The sequence below is a fragment of the Pseudomonas sp. NCCP-436 genome (assembly GCF_019656335.1).
Lineage (GTDB): Bacteria > Pseudomonadota > Gammaproteobacteria > Pseudomonadales > Pseudomonadaceae > Aquipseudomonas.
This window is the reverse complement of record NZ_BPLZ01000004.1, coordinates 191,146-209,493: the sequence shown is the minus strand read 5'-3', so window position 1 is coordinate 209,493 and position 18,348 is coordinate 191,146. Positions and strand designations below refer to the sequence as shown.

The window sequence follows — 18,348 nt, the reverse complement described above, 5'->3', positions numbered from 1 at the left end:
GGTGTTCAGCGCGGCAGTTCGATACGTGTGGTTTCGCCCGGCACTACAGGCCATTCTCCGGCGGCCCAGCGTTGTCTGGCCTGTTCGATCAATTGCTCATTACTGGCCACGAAGTTCCAGTTCATCCTCCGTGGGCCGAGAGCTTCTCCACCGATCAGTGCCAGGTGGCATTTCGTGCAAGCCGTCAACAGGGGAGTAGTGTTTGCCGGAATGATCGCCAGATGGTTGGGCGGCAGCGACTCACCGTCCAGCTCTGCCTCGCCGTCGATCAGATAGAGCGCACGCTCAGTGTATTCGTCGGGGATTGTCAGGCTGGCCCCGGCCGACAGTTGCAGCAGGGCATAAAGGGTCGGTGAATGCACTGGCACCGGTGATTCGAGGCAGAAGCCGCTGCCGGCGATCAGGATGATCTGCACTCCCAGGCTGTCATACCGAGGCAGACTATCGGCTGGATGAAAGCTGTAGGCCGGTTCGCATTCTTCCTGCGCTTGTGGCAACGCCAGCCATACCTGCAGGCCGTGTAGGCGCTTGTCCTGCTGCAACTGTTCAGCAGGCGTGCGTTCAACGTGGGCCACGCCGCGTCCTGCTGTCATCCAGCTGACGTCACCAGCGGCGACAAGTTGATCCGAGCCGAGGCTGTCCTTGTGCTGCAGTTGCCCTTCGAACAGGTAGGTAAGAGTAGAAAGGCCGATGTGCGGATGCTGCGCGATGTTCATGCCGCTGCCGGAGCAATACTCCCGTTCCAGCATGTGATCGAAGAAAACGAAAGGGCCTATGCTGCGTGCGCCTGCGGAGGGAAGCGGACGCAGGATTGGCTGGCCGCTGAGGGTTTCCATACGGGGGCGAATCAGTAGCGTTTTGCTCATGGGGTAGCTCCATTCAGGCGGGTATCTACCTGGATTTCGCTGCTGGTCATCAGCTTGTGTATAGGACAGCGGTCGGCAATGCGCAGCAGTTGTTGGCTCTGGGCTTCATCCAGGGCTCCGTTGAGAGTGAGTTCCACCAGCAGGTGGTAATGGCCGGTACGTTCTGCGCTGTCATCACGCTCGACGTGAACCTCGACGCCTTCCAGCGGAATCTTGCGCTGGCGGGCGTAGAGCAGCAGGGTCATGGCCTTGCAGGTGCCTAGTGCGGCGTCGAACAGGTCATGTGGATCAGGGCCGCTTCCGTCGCCACCGAGTTCCGGGGATACGTCGCCAAGCAGGTGGTGCGGGCCGATTTCGATCTGGTGTTGCAGCCCCTGGCGAGTGTGGATACGGATCATGGCGTCTTCCCTGATATGTAATGACAATGCCGCCAGCCTAGCTCAGCGTATCTGGGGATACCAGCAGCAAAGTGGTTGGCAGGAGGTGAGTGCCGTTTGCCTTGGGACGGAGCTTCTGCATGGGAGTTGTGCTTGTAGGGGCCGCTTCCTCCTGGCGAATAAGTGTGCAGGACGTTGCCCCGGAGTTGGCCCTGAAGGGCAATGAGCGAACTTGCGGCTTTGCCGGGCGGTCTATGCTGCTCATAGCCCTCAGGAGAATCTGCTTTGTTCCGATCCCGACGACTGCCCTGGCTGCTTGCGTTATGCGCGGTGTTGGCAGGGGCTGCCCAGGCCCGTGAATACCGCTACAGCGATGCCCATTTGCACTATGTCGATTTCTTCCAGGAAACGGCCGGGATGGACGAGCTACTGGAAAAGATGGCCGAGAGCAACGTTGAGCATGTGATGCTCTCCGGAATACCCGTGGTCAAGAAGTGGGACGAGGACGAGCCCAAACGTCCGCGTTACTACGCTGGCGATGATGCCAATGCCTACTGGTACAGTGCTACCGACGTATTTGTTGCGGCGGCTTACAAGCGTCTGCCGGCAGAGCAGCGTCGGCGCTTTCATCCATTTTTGTCCGGTTTCAACCCCAATGACATGAACGCCGATGCGCATATCCGCCGAATGCTGGAGCTGGATCCCGGTCTTTGGCAGGGCATTGGCGAGATTTTCACCCGTCACGATGACCTTACTGCCCTGATCCACGGCAGTGCGCCACGGGCAAGCAATGAGGCCCTGGCGCGGGTATTTCATCTGGCAGCCGAGTTCGACCTGCCAGTCATGCTGCATTCGAACATTACCTCCAAGCGAGAGCGTGAACCGCTGTATCTGGCAGAGATCGAGGAGCCGTTGCGTAATCATCCGCACGTGCGCTTTATCTGGGCCCATGCCGGCACCAGTGCCGAGATTCACCGGCATCAGGAGAAGCTGGAATTCCTCCGGGAAACCCTGGAGCGGATGCTCGGCCAGTACCCCAATCTCTATGTGGATCTTTCGTGGACGGTTTTGCGTCCCTACCTGCTGGATGAACGGGGGCGGCCTGATCCTGACTGGGTGCATCTGGTCAGCAGCTATCCGCAGCGCTTCATGCTGGGCTCTGACGTGGTGGGCCGTTTTGCCAGCCTGGGGGACTACATGAAAGGTTTTGAGCCGTTTCTCGATGCCTTGCCGGAGGATGTGGCGCAGAAGGTGGCCCATGACAACTTCCTTGCCGTGCTTCCGCGCCGGGTAAGGGCCGATCTGGGACTGGATTAGGTGTGTTGGCGGTGCGGCATAGTTGTTTCGTGGCAGTGAGCAGGCAACGGCCATTACCCGTGGTGTACAAACGGTGCCGAGAGAAGGGCGTTAGCCCTGTAGCGCTTATGAGCGGCGCCGGCTGCTGTTGCACACCGACGCCGCGATAAGGAGCGGTTACTTGCCGGTCCAGCGCTTGAGCACGAGGGTGGCGTTGGTGCCGCCAAAGCCGAAGCTGTTGCTCATCACGGTGTCGAGCTTGGCGTTCTCAACGGTGCTGAGTTGGATGGGCATGTCGGCCACTTCAGGGTCGAGTTCATCGATGTTGGCCGAGGCAGCGATGAAGTTGCCTTCCATCATCAGCATGCAGTAAATCGCTTCTTGCACGCCGGCGGCGCCCAAGCTGTGGCCAGACAGGCTCTTGGTCGAGCTGATCAGCGGGGCCTTGTCGCCGAACACTTCACGGATGCCACGAATTTCGGCGACGTCGCCGACCGGGGTGGAGGTGCCATGGGTGTTCAGGTAGTCGATCGGGGTGTCGACGGTGGCGAGGGCTTGCTGCATGCAGCGGATGGCGCCTTCACCGCTCGGGGCAACCATGTCGTAGCCGTCGGAGGTGGCGCCGTAGCCGACGATCTCGGCGTAGATCTTGGCGCCGCGAGCCAGAGCATGCTCCAGCTCTTCGACCACTACCATGCCGCCACCACCTGCGATGACGAAACCGTCACGCTTGGCATCGTAGGCACGCGAGGCGCGCTCCGGGGTGTCGTTGTATTGGGTGGAGAGGGCGCCCATGGCATCGAACAGGCAGCTCTGGCTCCAATGCTCTTCTTCGCCGCCGCCGGCGAAGATGATGTCCTGCTTGCCAAGCTGGATCTGTTCGACGGCATTGCCGATGCAGTGGGCGCTGGTGGCGCAGGCCGAGGAAATCGAGTAGTTCACGCCCTTGATTTTGAACGGCGTGGCCAGGCAGGCGGAAACGGTGCTGCCCATGGTGCGGGTAACGCGATACGGACCTACGCGCTTGACGCCCTTTTCGCGCAGAGTGTCGATGGCTTCCATCTGGTTCAGGGTGGAAGCACCACCGGAGCCGGCGATCAGGCCGGTGCGCGGATTGGAAACCTGCTCCTCGCTCAGCCCCGAATCCTTGACGGCCTGTTCCATCGCTAGATAGGCGTAGGCTGCTGCGTCGCCCATGAAGCGGAACAACTTGCGGTCGATCAGCTCTTCCAGATTCAGGTTGACCGAGCCGGAAACCTGGCTGCGCAGGCCCATTTCGGCATAGGAGGGGTTGAAGCGAATGCCGGATTTGCCTGCGCGGAGGCTGTTGGCAACGGCTTCTTTGTCATTGCCCAGGCAGGAAACGATGCCCAGACCGGTGATCACGACACGACGCATGTGCAAGTCCTTCAGAAACTGTCGGTAGAGGTGAACAGGCCAACGCGCAGGCCTTCGGCGCTGTAGATCTCTCGGCCGTCAACTGCCACTGTGCCATCGGCGATGCCGAGAATCAGGGAGCGGTTGATGGTGCGCTTGATGTGGATGTTGTAGGTAATCTTCTTCGCGGTCGGCAGAACCTGGCCGAAGAACTTCACTTCGCCACTACCCAGGGCGCGGCCACGACCAGGGTTGCCCTGCCAGCCAAGGTAGAAGCCGACCAGTTGCCACATGGCGTCGAGGCCGAGGCAGCCGGGCATTACCGGGTCGCCTTCGAAGTGACACGCAAAGAACCACAGATCCGGTCTGATATCGAGCTCAGCGACGATTTCGCCTTTGCCGTACTTGCCGCCGGTTTCGCTGATGTGAACGATGCGATCGATCATCAGCATGTTCGGGGCGGGCAGTTGCGCGTTTCCCGGGCCGAAGAGTTCGCCGCGGCTGCAGGCGAGCAGTTCTTCCTGGGAATAGGCGTTTTGTTTTGTCATGCGAGCTCCTCAGTTATTCCCATGCTTCCAAGGCTGGGTGGATCTTTCGGCCGGCCTCCGTGAGAGGGTCTGCCGGCAGCCTAGTCATAGACTATTGCGTGTTGTTGAAAGTCACAGTCGGTGAGCACAGTTGTACTCTGTTGTTCTGGCGCTGTCACAGCAGTAGTCGTTTCTCCTTGTAATATCCCCATCCGAACCTTGCCATTGGCCTATGGTCGGGCCGGCAGCCAGCGCTGCAGAATTCGTTGCAGGTCTGCCCGTTTGAAAGGTTTGGCGAGGTAATCGTTCATTCCGGCACTCAGGCAGGCTTCTCGGTCACCCTGAAGGGCGTTGGCAGTCAGAGCGATGATCGGGGTTTCGCGGCCTCTATCCAACTGACGAATCTGTCGCGTGGTTTCGTAACCATCCATCAGGGGCAAGCGGCAGTCCATGAGAACGGCTGCGTAGTCCCGGGTGGTGAACGCCTTCAACGCCTGCTGGCCGTCGCTGACCAGAATGACGCAGTAGCCCAGGCTGCGCAGCATTGCTTCAATCACGGTCTGGTTGACTGGGTTGTCTTCCACCAGCAGAACCGTTTGACCATTGCCTGCTCCCTCCGGCTGTTGTTCGCCGGTCGGCGCAAGGGCACGTTGCTCGCGGAACGGCAGGGGAATTTCGAGCGTGAACACAGAGCCTTCGTTCAGATGGCTTTCGGCATGCAGGGTGCCACCCATGCATTCGGCCAGGGTACGGGCGATCGGCAGGCCCAGGCCCGTGCCGCCATAGCGTCTGGAGATGGAGGTGTCGGCCTGCTGGAAGGCATCGAACATATGCTCCAGACGGTCACTGCTGATACCGATGCCGCTGTCATGCACGGCGCAGGTGAACCAAAGCACCTGGTCATCCAGACGCTGCCAACTGGCCAGCAGTCGAATACTGCCCTCTTCTGTGAACTTCAGTGCGTTGCCGACCAGATTGACCAGTATCTGGCGGATACGTGTGGGATCGCCGCTGACCTCCAGTTGTTCCAGCCCGGGTTGGGCCTCAAGCAGTAGCTGGAGGCCGCGCTGCTGGGCACTGTGCTGAAAGGCCTGGATGGAGTTCTGCAGCAGTTCAAGCAGGTTGAAGGGGATGGTCTCCAGCTCCAGTGCACCACGCTCAATGCGAGAGAAATCGAGAATGTCGTTGATGACCTTTAGCAGATGCTCGGTGGATTCGGTGGCCAGGGCCGCGTATTCGGCCTGCTCGTCGTTGAGCGAGGTGGTTTCCAGCAGTTGCAGCATTCCCAGTACGCCGTTCATCGGGGTGCGCAATTCGTGGCTCATCATGGCCAGAAAGTCCGACTTGGCCCGGTTGGCCTGCTCGGCTTCTTCCCGGGCATGGATCAATTCGGCCATCGCCTGCTGCTGTTCCCGACCGCTGTATTCAAGGGTCCGAGCCAGGTCGTTGATGTGTCGGGCCAGATCGGTCAGTTCGTTGTTGCCGTGCTCGTTCAGGGCGGGGCGGTAATCTCCTGCCTGGATACGTTCCAGTGCCCGACCCATGGCGCCGAGTGGTCGCGCCAGGCTGCGCGCCAGTCGGCGGGCGAGCAGGAAGGTCAACAGCAGGGCGACAAGCGAGAGGATGCCGGCCTTGAGGAGGATTTCCTGCTGACGAGCATTGAAACTGTCATTGGACAGTCCGATAACAACCCGGCCGGCATAGTCTTCGTTGAATATCCTGTTGGGTGCCGCTTCGCTGCTTTCGCCGGAATTTAACGAATGATTGCGCATAAGGGCCTGGAATACCGCCACCTGAGACGTGCTGTGGCCCTGTTCCTTTGGACGTTCGACGTATACAAGGATGTTGTCGTAGCGGTCGCGTACCTCGGCAAAGCGCACGTCTGGAGTGTGCAGGGTGGCGCGAAGCAGGTGCTCCAGTGCTTCCAGGTTGGCGTCCTGCATGTTGGGGCGTACGGCAGGTGCCAGTTGGTTGGCAATCAACTGGCCGATATGACCCTGTTCCTGGCGCAGATCCTGCAGTCGGGTGAAGGTGAGAAAACCGGTCAGCAGAAGGGTCAGCAGCAGGGCCGGGCCCAGGCTGATGAGCTGGGTGCGCGTATGAATGTTCCAGCCGCGCCGCTGCTGCATGGCGGCACCGATCCTGGTTGTGTGCGGCGGGGGCAAGGGGTTGCCTGTTGGCACGGGGCGTCCTTGGCAATTGACAACAAAGCGGCATGTTAACCGACCAGCGCTGCTTTGGCAGCGTGTCTGCGACGCCAGGGTAAGCGGCAGCGCTGGCTTCACTTTTGCCCTGACCGGATACGCCAGGCTCCGTATAATGGCGCCCGATCGCCTTGCATGGCTTCAATCGGAATACCTATGACTGAGCTCCAACCCATTGCCGTACTGGGCGGCGGAAGCTTCGGCACGGCACTGGCCATTCTGCTGGCCGAAAACGGCCAGCGTGTCCTACAGTGGATGCGTGACCCCGAACAGGCCGAACAGATGCGCCTTAGCGGTGAGAATCCGCGTTATCTGAAAGGGGTCCGGTTGCCTCCGGGCATTGAGCCGACCAGCAACCTGGAGGAGACGCTCGGTCAGGCCGAGCTGATTCTGGTAGCGTTGCCGTCCAGCGCCTTGCGCGATGCCCTGCAACCGGTGGCCGCACAACTGGTTGGCAAAATGCTGGTGAGCACCACCAAGGGTATCGAGCCCCGAACCTTCAAGCTGATGAGCCAGATTCTCGAGGAAATCGCTCCGGCCGCGCGCATCGGCGTGCTCTCCGGGCCGAATCTGGCGCGCGAGGTGGCCGAGCATGCCTTGACCGCCACGGTGATTGCCAGTGAGGACGTGGCTCTGTGCCGCTGTGTGCAACAGGCATTGCATGGCCGTACCTTCCGCGTCTATGCCAGTGCGGACCGCTTCGGTGTTGAGTTGGGCGGGGCGTTGAAAAATGTCTACGCCATCATGTCAGGTATGGCGGCTGCGCTGGGCATGGGGGAGAACACCAAGAGCATGCTGATTACCCGAGCCCTGGCGGAAATGACCCGTTTTGCCGTGCGCATGGGCGCCAACCCCATGACTTTCCTCGGCCTGGCGGGTGTGGGTGATCTGATCGTCACTTGTTCGTCGCCCAAAAGTCGCAACTATCAGGTCGGCTTCGCCCTGGGCGAAGGTCTGGCTCTGGACGAAGCGGTGGCACGTCTGGGGGAGGTGGCTGAAGGGGTCAACACCCTGCGGGTACTCAAGGCACGGGCTGAGGAGCTTGGGGTATATATGCCGCTGGTCGCCGGTCTGCATGCCATCCTGTTCGAGGGGCGTACGCTGGAGCAGGTCATCGAACTGCTGATGCGTGGTGAACCCAAGACGGACGTGGACTTCATTCCAACCGCGGGCTTCTAGCCCGGACGGCAACTTTAAGGAGAGCGCCTTATGAGTAACGAAAAGCGAACACTGGAGCGTGAATCCATTGCGTTGCGTATTCTGTGGATGGTGATTTTCGTCATTGTCTGGCAGTTGGCTGAGTTGGTGCTGGGCGTGGTGGTACTGCTGCAACTGGGCTATCGGCTGTTCTACGGTGCGCCCAGCGCCGCGCTGCTGAGCTTGGGCGACAGCCTGAGTCAGTACCTGGCGCAGATCGGTCGTTTTGGCACCTTTAACAGTGACGAGAAGCCTTGGCCGTTTTCCGACTGGCCGGTAGCGCAGGCTCCGCAGGGTGAAGCAGCGCATAGTGTGCCAGCGGCCGCACATCCGGTTCGGGACGAGGAACCGAAACTGTGAAACTGTGGCTGCTGCGGCATGGCCAGGCCGCAGCGCGGGCAGCCAGTGACGCAGAGCGTGAGCTGACAGAGGCCGGTCAACTTGAGGTGCGTCAGGCAGCCCGGCGACTGACCGGTCGACCGCTGACGACGATCCTCGTCAGCCCCTATGTACGGGCCCGCCAGACTGCCGAGCTGGTGCGCGACGAACTGGGATTTGACGGAGCTTTTCTGAATGCGTCCTGGCTGACTCCGGACAGCGATCCACGCGAAGCGCTCCTTCATCTGGACACCTACGAGGCAGACGAAATTCTGCTGGTCACCCATCAACCGCTGGTAGGGACTCTGGGAGGGCTGCTGATCCATGGTCATCGCCAGCAGCCATTGCCGATGCGTACTGCCAGCCTGGCCGAACTTGAAGGCGAAATGGCCGCCGCCGGACTGATGACTCTCAAAACGTTGAGTCATCCCGACTGAGCCTGTCGAACTTCTCCACGACGGGAAACATTTCTTAACTTGCACCGCCCTTGTCAGCGTGGAATAGTCGACCAAGCAAGTGCTTGGTTGATTCCTACAAAAACAACAAGGGAGGAAGCCCTGTGGCTGAAGCAATACGTTTGCCGCTTGAACTGTTTTACGAACGTGAAGCAAGGCACCCGACAAAGCGCTACATGGTGCAACCCCTGGGAGGCGGGCAACTGCTGGAACTGAGCTGGGCCGATGTCGGGGAACAGGCCCGGCGCGCCGCCAACTGGCTGCGCGGTCGTGAACTGCCGGCCGGCAGCCGTATCGCCATCGTTTCCAAGAACTGTGCGCACTGGATCATTGCGGATCTGGCAATCTGGATGGCCGGGCACGTTTCGGTTCCACTGTATCCCAACCTGACCGCCGACTCCATGCGCCAGGTACTGGAGCACTCCGAGGCGGCGCTGGCTTTTATTGGCAAGCTCGACAACTGGTCGGCGATGGCGCCCGGTCTGCCCGAAGGATTGCCGACCATCAGCTTGCCACTGCATCCGCAGGGGCAGTTCGACTATAGCTGGGACGACCTCCAGCGCTGCGCACCGATCCAGGATTCTCCAAGCCCGGCGGGCAATCAGCTTTCCACCATCATCTACACCTCCGGTACCACGGGCACGCCCAAGGGGGTGATGCACAATTTCGCCAACTTCGGCTTTGCCGCCGACAACGCCGTGCGCTTGTTCAATGTCGGTGAGAATGACCGGCTGATTTCCTATCTGCCTCTGTGTCATGTGGCCGAGCGCATGTTTATCGAAATGGCTTCGATCTATGCCGGACAGACAGTGTTTTTCGCCGATACCCTGGATACTTTTCTTGAGGATCTGCGGCGAGCCCGCCCGACCGTGATGTTTGGTGTGCCGCGCATCTGGACCAAGTTCCAGATGGGGGTCTACAGCAAGATGCCGGCGCACAAACTCGAACGTCTGCTGAAACTGCCGATCATTGGCCGGATTGTTGGGCGCAAGGTACTGACCGGATTGGGGCTTGATGCCATTCGCTACGCTCTGTCCGGCGCCGCGCCGGTACCCGATGCCCTGTTGCACTGGTATCGGCGTCTGGGCATGGAGATCCAGGAGGTCTACGGCATGACCGAGAACTGCGGCTATTCTCATGTCTGCCGTCCGGGCTGCTTCAAGCCGGGCTGGATCGGCCAGAACAATCCGGGCGTAGAGGTGCGCATTGCCGAGGATGGCGAGGTGCAAGTGCGCAGTGGCGCAACCATGCAGGGCTACTACAAGGATCCGGCACGCACGGCCGAGGCGCTGACCGAAGATGGTTTCTTGCGTACAGGCGACAAGGGCGAGCAGGATTCTGACGGCAATTTGCGTCTGACCGGGCGGCTCAAGGAGATCTTCAAGACCAGCAAGGGCAAGTACGTGGCGCCTGCACCGATCGAGAATCGCCTCGGCGAGCATGAACATATCGAGCAGGTGTGTATTGTCGGCGACGGTCTGCCGCAGCCCATCGCCCTGTGCATACTGTCCGACGTGGGGCGGCAGAAGGCGGCCAGCGATGATCGCAGTCAGTTGGAGAAAAGTCTCAAGGCTCTGCTGGATGAGGTTAATGGTCGTCTCGATCAGCATGAGAGGTTGCAGGGACTGGTGTTGGTAAACGATGTATGGGGTGTGGAGAACGGCTTCCTCACACCGACGCTGAAGATCAAGCGGGCGGTTATCGAGGACACCTACGGCGAGAGATTTGCCGAATGGCAACAGAACAGCCAAGCGGTTATCTGGCTCGACTGAAGCACAATGGGCCGGTTTGCCGGCCCCTACAGGGCAGCGGATGAGGAGAGTTGGCATGAAGCTGTGGCAGCGAATACCGGATATCGATGCACTCAATGCGACACTGAAGAACACCATTGGCGAACAACTGGATATCCGTTTCGAAGGTTTCGACGAGGATTCCATCAGCGCCAGCATGGCGGTCGACCCGCGCACCCACCAGCCCTATGGCCTGTTGCACGGAGGTGCCTCGGTGGTGTTGGCAGAGACCCTTGGCTCGACCGCCAGTTACCTGTGCATCGACCCCAGCCAGTTTTACTGCGTTGGTCTGGAGGTTAACGCCAACCACCTGCGTGCTCTGCGCAGCGGACGGGTGCATGCCGTGGCCCGACCGGTGCATTTGGGGCGTACCACCCATGTCTGGGATATCCGCCTGCATGGTGACGATGGGCGGCCCAGCTGTATCTCGCGGCTGACCGTGGCGGTTGTGCCGCTGCCGGGGGCTAACTGAGCCCGGGCTCTGCCGAGTCGCCGGCAATGTCGGCTATGTGCATTGCCGGCCCGTCGGTCTTGCCGGACAATCCGGTGATTCGTTGCCAGGTATGGTTTGCACATGTCGCATGTTGATCCTCTTCTCGAGCGCCAAAGGTTTTTTCTCTGCCTGCGCCAAGTTATCCGATGTCCTGGCGCTGGGTTGTCAGATACCGCAGGCTGATTCGCACGAGGAATGTGCATGAGCACGATTTTTCAGGAGGTCCGCCTGAGTCTGCCGCACATCGAGCTGGCTGCCCATCTATACGGCCCGGAAGATGGCGTGCCGGTGCTGGCTCTGCATGGTTGGCTGGATAACGCCGCCAGTTTCGCGCGTCTTGCCCCACGGCTCGAAGGGCTGCGTATCGTTGCCCTGGATTTCCCCGGCCACGGCCACTCCGAGCATCGCCCCGAGGGAGCCGGCTATGCTCTGTGGGATTACGCCTATGACGTATTGCAGGTGGCCGAGCAGTTTGGCTGGCCGCGTTTTGCCCTGCTTGGGCATTCCATGGGGGCTATTACTGCTGTACTGCTGGCGGCAGCCTTGCCGGAACGGGTAAGCCGGCTGGCGCTGATCGATGGCTTGATGCCTTACACCAGCGAGCCGGACGAAGCACCTGTCAAGCTCGGCGAAGCCCTGCGTGCGCGGCTGGCTCTGGGGGCAAAGCGCAAGCCGGTGTATGCGGAAACCGAGCGGGCGGTGGCGGCACGTATGAAGGGGGGCGGCGCGGTCAGCCGAGAGGCCGCTGAATTGCTCGCTCAGCGAGGGCTGATGCCGGTGCCCGGCGGCTATACCTGGCGCACGGACAGCCGCCTGACCCTGCCATCTTCGCTGCGCCTGAGTCAGGCTCACGCTCAGGCTTTCGTCCGCGCGTTGAAATGCCCGGTCTGTTTGGTGCTGGCGGAGCAGGGGATGTTGAATGTTCAGCCACATTTGCAGCCGCTGCTGGATGAGATGTCCTTCGAGGTGCATCGCCTGCCCGGTGGACACCATCTGCATCTGGATGATGAAGCCGGAGCCCAGCGTGTAGCGGATTGTTTCAATCCATTCCTGCGTCTGCCTTGACTTGCCCGTGCCCGCTGGGGAATGGTGTGGTGGTCTGCCATGGAGAATTGCATGATCGTTCCGCTCAATTTCCCGCGTTGCCGCTCCCGGCATTTCGCTGACATCGCCTGCCTGCCGGAGGACGCTCGATGAGGGGCGCCCTGCAGCGGATGGTACTGGTGCTTGCCGCCACTGGTGCCGGTGGCGTATTGGCGGTGGATCTGCCGGGCAGCCGCGATCTTGACGTGTTGCCACGTTTCCCGTCGAGCCAGATCGTCGATTTCAGGGAGAGCGTGCAAACCGAGCGCCTCTACCCGCAGGGCTCGATTCGCCGTATCAGTGGCCGCCTGCGCTATGAGCGGGAGATCCTGGCGCAGGGCAGTTACCGGGCGGTGACCTATGAATTACCGCGCACACACACTGCCGAGCAAGCCTTCAATGCCGCTCGTGAGGCGCTGTTGGAGCGTGGTAGCGAGCTGCTCTACTGGTGCCAGGGGCGCGAGTGCGGGGCCAGCAGTCTGTGGGCCAATGCGGTGTTCGGCAATGCCACCCTATATGGCTCCGATGAGCAACAGGCCTACGCGCTGCTGCGGCTGTCTGGGGCCGAGGGGGAGAGTCTGCTCAGCCTCTATAGCATTACCCGTGGCAACCGCCGTGCTTATCTGCATGTAGAGCAGCTAAAGGCGGCCTCTCCGCTGGGCGAGTTGTTGCCGACGCCGGAAACCCTGCTGCGCCAGTTGCGTCATGATGGCCGCTTGAAGCTGCCTGAAGCCGCAGAGCCGGAAAGTAGTTGGGCTGAGCTGCTGGCGCGCTGTCTCAGTCTGGACAGTACCGTGCGTGTCAGTCTCTCCGGTACCAGAGCCGGAGAGTGGCATGAACGCCTGAAGGCTCTGCGTATCGGTGCCGTCCGTCTGGAACTGGGTGACGGGCAGGGCGGTCTCCTGGAGCTGCGGTTGTTGCGCTAACCTAGCGCAGGCAATCTTTGCTGCTTTCCCCCTGGCCGGCATGATGCTTGCCAGGGGTATTCTGCTTGATCGAAGGAGTCTGGCTTGATGGCCACAAATGATCGTCTGCTGGTGCAGGTTCTTCTGTTCGGCCTGCTGGCTGCCAGTCTGTGGGTGCTGGCGCCTTTCTGGTCGGCGCTGTTCTGGGCTGGGGTACTGGCCTTTGCCAGTTGGCCACTGATGCGCCTGCTAAGCCATCTGCTGGGTAATCGCCAGGCACTGGCGGCCGGTATTCTCACCGGCGTTTGGGTTGTCCTGGTGGCTGTGCCGCTGATCTGGCTGGGCTTCAACCTGGCCGATCATATTAAGGATGCCAACGCACTGGTGAGAGATCTGCAGCTTGAGGGGTTTCCACCTCCGCCAGAGTGGCTGGAGGAGGTGCCACTGGTGGGCGAGCGCTTGATAGAGGGCTGGCGCACCCTGGATGAGCAGGGCGCGGCCTTTTTCGATACGGTGCGTCCATACCTTGGCCAATTGGGTAACTGGCTGCTGGCGCGCAGTGCGAAGATCGGGGGGGGGATGCTGGAGCTGGCCCTGAGTCTGGTGCTGGTGTTCTTCTTCTATCGCGACGGCCCACGCCTGGCGACCTTCGTACACAGCCTTCTGGAGCGCCTGATCGGCGAGCGGGCCGACCATTATCTGGAACTGGTGGCAGGCACTGTACAGCGGGTGGTTAATGGGGTGATCGGCACGGCGGCGGCACAGGCGGTTCTGGCCTACATCGGCTTTACCATCGCCGGAGTGCCCGGTGCACTGGTACTCGCTGTGTTGACCTTTGCCGTCAGCTTCATCATGGTGCCACCGCTGGTTTGGGGGCCGGCGGTGGGATGGCTGGTCTGGCAGGGGGAGATCGGCATGGCCATTTTCCTCGGTGTCTGGGGCTTCTTCATCATCAGCGGGGTGGACAACATCCTCAAACCCTACCTGATCAGCCGTGGCGGTAACCTGCCGCTGGTGGTGGTTCTGCTTGGCGTGTTCGGTGGAGTATTGGCCTTTGGCTTCATGGGGCTGTTCCTTGGCCCGACCCTGCTGGCAGTGGCCTATAGCCTGCTCAGTGACTGGGTAGCGAGCAAGGAGCCGGTCACTGTGCTTGCCGGTGATTCACGCGCCGGCGAGAATCCGCCTGACTGAGGATCAACCCAGCGGATTCTCGTAGCGATTCAGGGTGTCGTGAGCGATCTGCCGGCCCAGCATGATCAGCTCAGGCGCCTTGTAGAACTCGAAGAAGCGGCAGACGCGGCGCGGAATATTGATCAGGATGTCCGGTGGATAGCCGGCAATCTTGTACTGCGCCAGCGAGGTCTGCATTACTTCAAAGCTCTGGTTGACCAGCTCCAGCAGCGAGCCTGGCCCGCTGAAGTCGGCCACATGGGAGCCACTGGCCGATTTGGGCGAGGCCTGATCCTCATCAGCCACCGGGGTTTGCATCGCGCTCCGCTCGTCCGTCAATTGTGCCGTATCGCCATTGCGACGGAGAAAACCCGGCAGATGTGAGCCGAGGCTCGACACCAGCTGATCGATGCGGTTTTTCCAGGCCGCCGGTCGTTCCACCACCGGTAACTGGTAGTGGTTCTGGTTGGTGGCATTGAGGTTGACCGCGACGATCAGGTCACAATGGCTGGACACTACGGGAACGATCGGCAGCGGGTTGAGCAGGCCTCCGTCAACCAGCACGCGGCGGCCCTGAATCACTGGGGTGAAGAGGCTGGGAATCGCCGCCGAGGCCCGCATGGCCTGGTGCAGACAGCCTTCCTGGAACCAGATTTCCTGGTGATTGGTCAGGTCCGTGGCTACAGCTGTGAAAGGGATCGGCAGATCTTCGATGTTGATGTCGCCGACCATCTCATGGATGCGCCCGAATACCCGTTCACCTCGAATGGCGCCGAGCCGGAAACTGACATCCAGCAGCCGCAGGACATCCAGGTAGTCGAGGCTCTCGGTCCAGGTTCGGTAGTCATCCAGACGTCCGGCAGCGTAGATGCCGCCGACCACGGCTCCCATGGAGCAGCCGGCAATGCAGCCGATCTCATAGCCGCGTGACAGCAGCTCTTCGATCACGCCGATGTGGGCATAGCCGCGTGCGCCTCCCGAGCCCAGTACCAGCGCGACTTTTTTGCTCATCTGTGAACTCCCCCGAAGAAGTGTCGACCTTACGCCCGCCGCAGGGCGACGCCAAGTTTCTCTTTGCTAGAATCCGACGGCGGTTCCCGCCCCCTGCAGTGGCCGGGCACCGGGCACTTTCCCCGCTACCCGGCGTCATAGACCGGGTTAACCTGTAGTCCTATCCGTGGAAGGAGTGTGGTCGAAATGAAACTCTGGATCTGTTTTCCGCTGCTGGCGGTAGCTCTGAGCGGCTGTGCGGGCAAGACCCTGTACCGTGAGACTTGCGCCAACCAGCTGGATGCAGCCTGGAAGGAACTGAGCATCGCCGAGGCTGAAGGCTTTGCCGGTACCGTGAGCTATTCCAAGGCACTCTCCCTGCTGACAGCGGCCAAGACCCAGCAGCAGTTCGAGGCCTACGAAGGTTGCACCAGCAAGTCCGAGCGTGCCCGCTTCTATATCCGCGAATCGCGAGCGGGGCGTTGATGCTGCTCGACTTCTCCCGTCTCAGTGCGTTGGAGGCCTACCGTTGGCTGGCTTCGAGCATCACGCCACGACCGATCGCCTGGGTTTCCACCCGATCCCCGGACGGGGTGGCCAATCTGGCGCCGTTCAGTTTCTTCCAGGTCATCAGTGATGATCCGCCGACCCTGCTGGTCAACGTCAGCAGTCGTGATGATGGCACTCTCAAGGACACCTTGCGCAATGCCCGATCCAGCGGCGAGCTGGCGATTCAGCTGGTGAGTTTTGCTCAGGCTGAGATGATGAATGCCAGTGCCGAGATTCTTCCACCCGAGGTCAGTGAGTTCACTCGCTGCGGTATTCCCTGCCTGCCATGCGAGCGGCTGAACGTACCGAGGGTGGCCGGCTCCCCGGTAACCTTTGAGTGTCGGGTAGCACAGATCCAGCCATATCCGGCGCAGCAGCCGAATTGCCACTTGATCTTTGCCGAGGTGCTGCTGGCCCATGTCGATGATGCCGTGCTCGACCAGCAGGGCCGCATTGATCCGCTCAAGCTCGATCTGATCGGGCGTCTTGGTGGCAGCGCTTACAGTCGAACCTGCGAGTTGTTTCATATGCTGCGGCCCTGAACTGACGGGGGCTGTGCGCAAACCATCCTGAAAACGACGTCCGGTTAGCTCTTTCAGCCATACTGCTGATTGATGGCTTGTAGCTAGCACGGCTGCGCTCCTATGTTCCGTAATCTGGGGCGACTGCAAAAAATGCAGGGAGAATGTTATGGGTGGCTCGTTGCTGAATCGATTGGCGAGCCTGAGTACGGCCGGCAAGCTGATGCTCGGGTTTGCGCTGGTGCTTGGTCTGACTGCGCTGGTGGCGGTAACCGGACTGCTGGCACTACGCGAGGTGCATACCGGTGTGCAGCTCCAGCAACGCATGAGTGCGCTGGGTGAGCAGGTGCTGCGCTTGCACCTGACTGACCAGGCCTTCGCCCGTACCGGAAACAGCCAGCATGCCCAGGACCTGCTGGAGCAGGCGCAGGCCATCAACGAAGCCGGAGCGTCCCTGCTACTGGAGCTCGATAGCGAGAGTGCCTCGATTCTGGCTCAGGTCGAACCGGCGCTGGAGGACTATCGCAACGCCTTTGCCCGCTATGTCGAGCTGACCGACAGTCTGCAACTGTCGTTGCAGGCTGCTGACTGGCTGGTGGTTAGTGCCGCCAATAGCCTCGATCTGCTGCAGGAAGGGCTGGCCGAGGACGGTGTCGACCTACTTCGGCGCAGTCAGGGCGAGCAGGGGGGAGACTCGGTGTTGCAGGCCGGTCAGGTGGGACGTATTCATCAGTTGCTGTTGCAGGCGCTGGCTCAGGCCCGGCAGCGTCTGGAGGCCAGTCGGCGCGGTAATAGTGACGAACAGGGCGAAATCGCCCAGGCCGACGAGGCGCAGGTGCTGGCTGCACAACTGCGTGACGGGCTGGACGATCCTGGTTATTCCGCCGTACTCGGCGAGGTGGTGGTTAACGTCGACTCCTTCAACGAACGAATCCGCGAATATGCGAAGCAGTTGCAACTGCAGAAGGAGGTGTACCAGCAACTGGAAGTGCAGGTCGAGCAGTTGCTGGAACGAGTCGACCAGGCACTGGCTGCGCAGCGCCGGTCGATGCAGGCCCGACAGCAGGCCAGTAGCAGTCTGATCGTATTGGCGGCAGGGTTGGCGCTGCTGTTGGGCCTGGGGGCAGCGACGCTTATCTGTCTGGCCATCGTGCGCCCGCTGAAGCGGGTGATCGGTCTGGCCGAAGCGGTGGCGGAGGGTGACCTGAGCATTCGGGCGACACTGGAGCGGCGCGATGAAATTGGTCAGCTGCTGGCTGCCATGCACCGTATGGCGGGCAATCTCCGTGACATGGTGGGGCGGTTGCAAGGCGGCGTGGCGCAGCTTTCCGGATCCGCCCAGATGCTCTCGGCCACCGCCGAGCAGACTCGCCAGGGTGTCAGTGAGCAGAAGCAGGAAACGGAGCAGGTGGCTACGGCCATGAGTCAGATGACAGCCACGGCCCATGAGGTGGCACGCAATGCCGAAGCAGCGGCGGCATCAACCCGACAGGCCGACCAGCGCGTCGTCAGAGGCAGTCAGGTGGTACGCCAGACGCTGCAGCGCATCGAGCAGCTTTCGTTGTCTATGGACGCTGCCACCGCCAGTATCGAGCGTCTGAGTCATGATACCCAACGCATTGATTCAGTATTGGAAGTAATCAAGAGTGTGGCCGAACAGACCAACCTGCTGGCGCTCAATGCCGCCATTGAGGCGGCCCGGGCCGGTGAGCAGGGCCGTGGCTTTGCTGTAGTGGCAGACGAAGTGCGAGCGTTGGCCCGGCGTACCCAGCAGTCCACTGCCGAGATCGAGTCGCTGATCGCCGCGCTGCGTGAAGGCAGTCGCCGCGCGGTGGCTGACATGCAGGAAAGCGCCAACCTGGTGGGCCTGACCGTGACCGAGGCGAGTCAGACCGAAACAGCTCTGGCTGCGATTGCCGAGGCGGTAGCGCAGATTGCCGAAATGAACCAGCAGATTGCCGCAGCCGCTGAACAGCAGACTGCGGTGGCGGAGGAAATCAATCGTAGCGTCACCTCGATTCGTGATATCGCCGACCAGTCAACCACGGCCATGGACGAGACCGCCGCTTCGAGTATCCAACTGGCCGAGCTGGGGCAGGAGTTGCAGGCCATGGCCGGTCAGTTCCGGTTGACATAGCGCACCGTCTCACGGATTCGTGAGCAAAGGTTT

General features: G+C 61.0%; 18 protein-coding genes and 1 pseudogene. 13 read left to right on the top strand and 6 right to left on the bottom strand.

The genetic code is table 11. The features are described 5' to 3' along the window. Positions 1–5: 5 nt before the first annotated feature. Together NCCP436_RS06780 and NCCP436_RS06775 are read right to left on the bottom strand one after the other, a co-directional pair. Complete coding sequence (locus NCCP436_RS06780; protein ID WP_220803217.1) at positions 6–866, bottom strand: pirin family protein; 861 nt, start codon at positions 864–866, stop codon at positions 6–8. Next, entirely contained in the window at positions 863–1,264 is a 402-nt protein-coding gene (locus tag NCCP436_RS06775; RefSeq protein ID WP_220803216.1) for an OsmC family protein, read from the bottom strand. Before NCCP436_RS06775 ends, NCCP436_RS06780 begins: the two co-directional genes overlap by 4 nt. 282 nt (positions 1,265–1,546) lie before the next feature. On the opposite strand from NCCP436_RS06775, the gene NCCP436_RS06770 reads away from it, so the two are divergent. Continuing rightward, positions 1,547–2,560, top strand: coding sequence for an amidohydrolase family protein (locus tag NCCP436_RS06770; protein WP_259651462.1), 1,014 nt, complete (start codon positions 1,547–1,549; stop codon positions 2,558–2,560). A 156-nt stretch (positions 2,561–2,716) separates the two neighbouring features. Here the strand turns inward: NCCP436_RS06770 and fabB are convergent, their stop codons facing one another. From fabB to NCCP436_RS06755, 3 genes are all read right to left on the bottom strand, one after another. Beyond that, positions 2,717–3,937: a beta-ketoacyl-ACP synthase I gene (gene fabB, locus NCCP436_RS06765; RefSeq protein WP_220803214.1), complete on the bottom strand. Its 1,221-nt coding sequence runs from the start codon at positions 3,935–3,937 to the stop codon at positions 2,717–2,719. 11 nt (positions 3,938–3,948) lie between these two features. Then, positions 3,949–4,464 carry a 3-hydroxyacyl-[acyl-carrier-protein] dehydratase FabA gene (fabA, locus tag NCCP436_RS06760; RefSeq protein ID WP_220803213.1) on the bottom strand — a complete coding sequence of 172 codons (516 nt, stop codon included), beginning with the start codon at positions 4,462–4,464 and terminating at the stop codon, positions 3,949–3,951. 209 nt (positions 4,465–4,673) lie between these two features. Further along, positions 4,674–6,572 (bottom strand): response regulator, encoded by a 1,899-nt coding sequence (locus NCCP436_RS06755; RefSeq protein WP_220803212.1) that lies wholly within the window; start codon positions 6,570–6,572, stop codon positions 4,674–4,676. 231 nt (positions 6,573–6,803) lie between these two features. On the opposite strand from NCCP436_RS06755, the gene NCCP436_RS06750 reads away from it, so the two are divergent. The 8 genes from NCCP436_RS06750 (at position 6,804) to NCCP436_RS06715 (ending at position 14,139) form a co-directional block, all read left to right on the top strand. Next, entirely contained in the window at positions 6,804–7,826 is a 1,023-nt protein-coding gene (locus tag NCCP436_RS06750) for an NAD(P)H-dependent glycerol-3-phosphate dehydrogenase (RefSeq protein WP_220803211.1), read from the top strand. A 30-nt stretch (positions 7,827–7,856) separates the two neighbouring features. Continuing rightward, positions 7,857–8,204, top strand: coding sequence for a DUF4389 domain-containing protein (locus tag NCCP436_RS06745; protein ID WP_220803210.1), 348 nt, complete (start codon positions 7,857–7,859; stop codon positions 8,202–8,204). Further along, positions 8,201–8,659 carry a phosphohistidine phosphatase SixA gene (gene sixA / locus NCCP436_RS06740; protein WP_220803209.1) on the top strand — a complete coding sequence of 153 codons (459 nt, stop codon included), beginning with the start codon at positions 8,201–8,203 and terminating at the stop codon, positions 8,657–8,659. Before NCCP436_RS06745 ends, sixA begins: the two co-directional genes overlap by 4 nt. A 122-nt stretch (positions 8,660–8,781) precedes the next feature. Further along, positions 8,782–10,449 carry an AMP-binding protein gene (locus NCCP436_RS06735; RefSeq protein ID WP_220803208.1) on the top strand — a complete coding sequence of 556 codons (1,668 nt, stop codon included), beginning with the start codon at positions 8,782–8,784 and terminating at the stop codon, positions 10,447–10,449. Between the two features lie 55 nt (positions 10,450–10,504). Beyond that, positions 10,505–10,939, top strand: a complete 435-nt coding sequence (locus NCCP436_RS06730) for a hotdog fold thioesterase (RefSeq protein ID WP_220803207.1) — start codon at positions 10,505–10,507, stop codon at positions 10,937–10,939. A gap of 222 nt (positions 10,940–11,161) precedes the next feature. Next, entirely contained in the window at positions 11,162–12,025 is an 864-nt protein-coding gene (locus NCCP436_RS06725) for an alpha/beta hydrolase (protein WP_220803206.1), read from the top strand. Positions 12,026–12,153: 128 nt separating this feature from the next. After that, complete coding sequence (locus tag NCCP436_RS06720; RefSeq protein ID WP_259651459.1) at positions 12,154–12,969, top strand: DUF4892 domain-containing protein; 816 nt, start codon at positions 12,154–12,156, stop codon at positions 12,967–12,969. Between the two features lie 87 nt (positions 12,970–13,056). Next, positions 13,057–14,139 carry an AI-2E family transporter gene (locus NCCP436_RS06715; protein WP_220803205.1) on the top strand — a complete coding sequence of 361 codons (1,083 nt, stop codon included), beginning with the start codon at positions 13,057–13,059 and terminating at the stop codon, positions 14,137–14,139. A 3-nt stretch (positions 14,140–14,142) separates the two neighbouring features. On the opposite strand, the gene NCCP436_RS06710 is transcribed toward NCCP436_RS06715, so the two are convergent. Continuing rightward, on the bottom strand, positions 14,143–15,129 hold the full coding sequence (locus NCCP436_RS06710; RefSeq protein WP_220803204.1) for a patatin-like phospholipase family protein: 987 nt from the start codon (positions 15,127–15,129) through the stop codon (positions 14,143–14,145). Between the two features lie 186 nt (positions 15,130–15,315). On the opposite strand from NCCP436_RS06710, the gene NCCP436_RS06705 reads away from it, so the two are divergent. The 4 genes and pseudogenes from NCCP436_RS06705 (at position 15,316) to NCCP436_RS17785 (ending at position 18,315) form a co-directional block, all read left to right on the top strand. After that, on the top strand, positions 15,316–15,594 hold the full coding sequence (locus NCCP436_RS06705; RefSeq protein ID WP_220803203.1) for a hypothetical protein: 279 nt from the start codon (positions 15,316–15,318) through the stop codon (positions 15,592–15,594). After that, positions 15,594–16,199, top strand: a complete 606-nt coding sequence (locus tag NCCP436_RS06700) for a flavin reductase family protein (RefSeq protein WP_220803202.1) — start codon at positions 15,594–15,596, stop codon at positions 16,197–16,199. Before NCCP436_RS06705 ends, NCCP436_RS06700 begins: the two co-directional genes overlap by 1 nt. A 148-nt stretch (positions 16,200–16,347) precedes the next feature. Further along, positions 16,348–17,457 (top strand): annotated as a pseudogene (locus NCCP436_RS17790) (HAMP domain-containing protein); the annotation flags it as partial. Then, a complete protein-coding gene (locus tag NCCP436_RS17785; RefSeq protein WP_375709477.1) occupies positions 17,440–18,315 on the top strand; it encodes a methyl-accepting chemotaxis protein in 876 nt (291 codons plus the stop codon). The pseudogene NCCP436_RS17790 and the gene NCCP436_RS17785, both read left to right, overlap by 18 nt. The last annotated feature ends 33 nt before the right edge of the window (positions 18,316–18,348 follow it).

Bases quoted from the DNA above. Each gene is read 5' to 3' on its own strand.
- NCCP436_RS06780 (WP_220803217.1), bottom strand. From the start codon at position 866: ATGAGCAAAACGCTACTGATTCGCCCCCGTATGGAAACCCTCAGCGGC.
- NCCP436_RS06775 (WP_220803216.1), bottom strand. From the start codon at position 1,264: ATGATCCGTATCCACACTCGCCAGGGGCTGCAACACCAGATCGAAATC.
- fabB (WP_220803214.1), bottom strand. From the start codon at position 3,937: ATGCGTCGTGTCGTGATCACCGGTCTGGGCATCGTTTCCTGCCTGGGC.
- fabA (WP_220803213.1), bottom strand. From the start codon at position 4,464: ATGACAAAACAAAACGCCTATTCCCAGGAAGAACTGCTCGCCTGCAGC.
- NCCP436_RS06755 (WP_220803212.1), bottom strand. From the start codon at position 6,572: ATGCAGCAGCGGCGCGGCTGGAACATTCATACGCGCACCCAGCTCATC.
- NCCP436_RS06750 (WP_220803211.1), top strand. From the start codon at position 6,804: ATGACTGAGCTCCAACCCATTGCCGTACTGGGCGGCGGAAGCTTCGGC.
- NCCP436_RS06745 (WP_220803210.1), top strand. From the start codon at position 7,857: ATGAGTAACGAAAAGCGAACACTGGAGCGTGAATCCATTGCGTTGCGT.
- NCCP436_RS06730 (WP_220803207.1), top strand. From the start codon at position 10,505: ATGAAGCTGTGGCAGCGAATACCGGATATCGATGCACTCAATGCGACA.
- NCCP436_RS06725 (WP_220803206.1), top strand. From the start codon at position 11,162: ATGAGCACGATTTTTCAGGAGGTCCGCCTGAGTCTGCCGCACATCGAG.
- NCCP436_RS06720 (WP_259651459.1), top strand. From the start codon at position 12,154: ATGAGGGGCGCCCTGCAGCGGATGGTACTGGTGCTTGCCGCCACTGGT.
- NCCP436_RS06715 (WP_220803205.1), top strand. From the start codon at position 13,057: ATGGCCACAAATGATCGTCTGCTGGTGCAGGTTCTTCTGTTCGGCCTG.
- NCCP436_RS06710 (WP_220803204.1), bottom strand. From the start codon at position 15,129: ATGAGCAAAAAAGTCGCGCTGGTACTGGGCTCGGGAGGCGCACGCGGC.
- NCCP436_RS06705 (WP_220803203.1), top strand. From the start codon at position 15,316: ATGAAACTCTGGATCTGTTTTCCGCTGCTGGCGGTAGCTCTGAGCGGC.
- NCCP436_RS06700 (WP_220803202.1), top strand. From the start codon at position 15,594: ATGCTGCTCGACTTCTCCCGTCTCAGTGCGTTGGAGGCCTACCGTTGG.
- NCCP436_RS17785 (WP_375709477.1), top strand. From the start codon at position 17,440: ATGCACCGTATGGCGGGCAATCTCCGTGACATGGTGGGGCGGTTGCAA.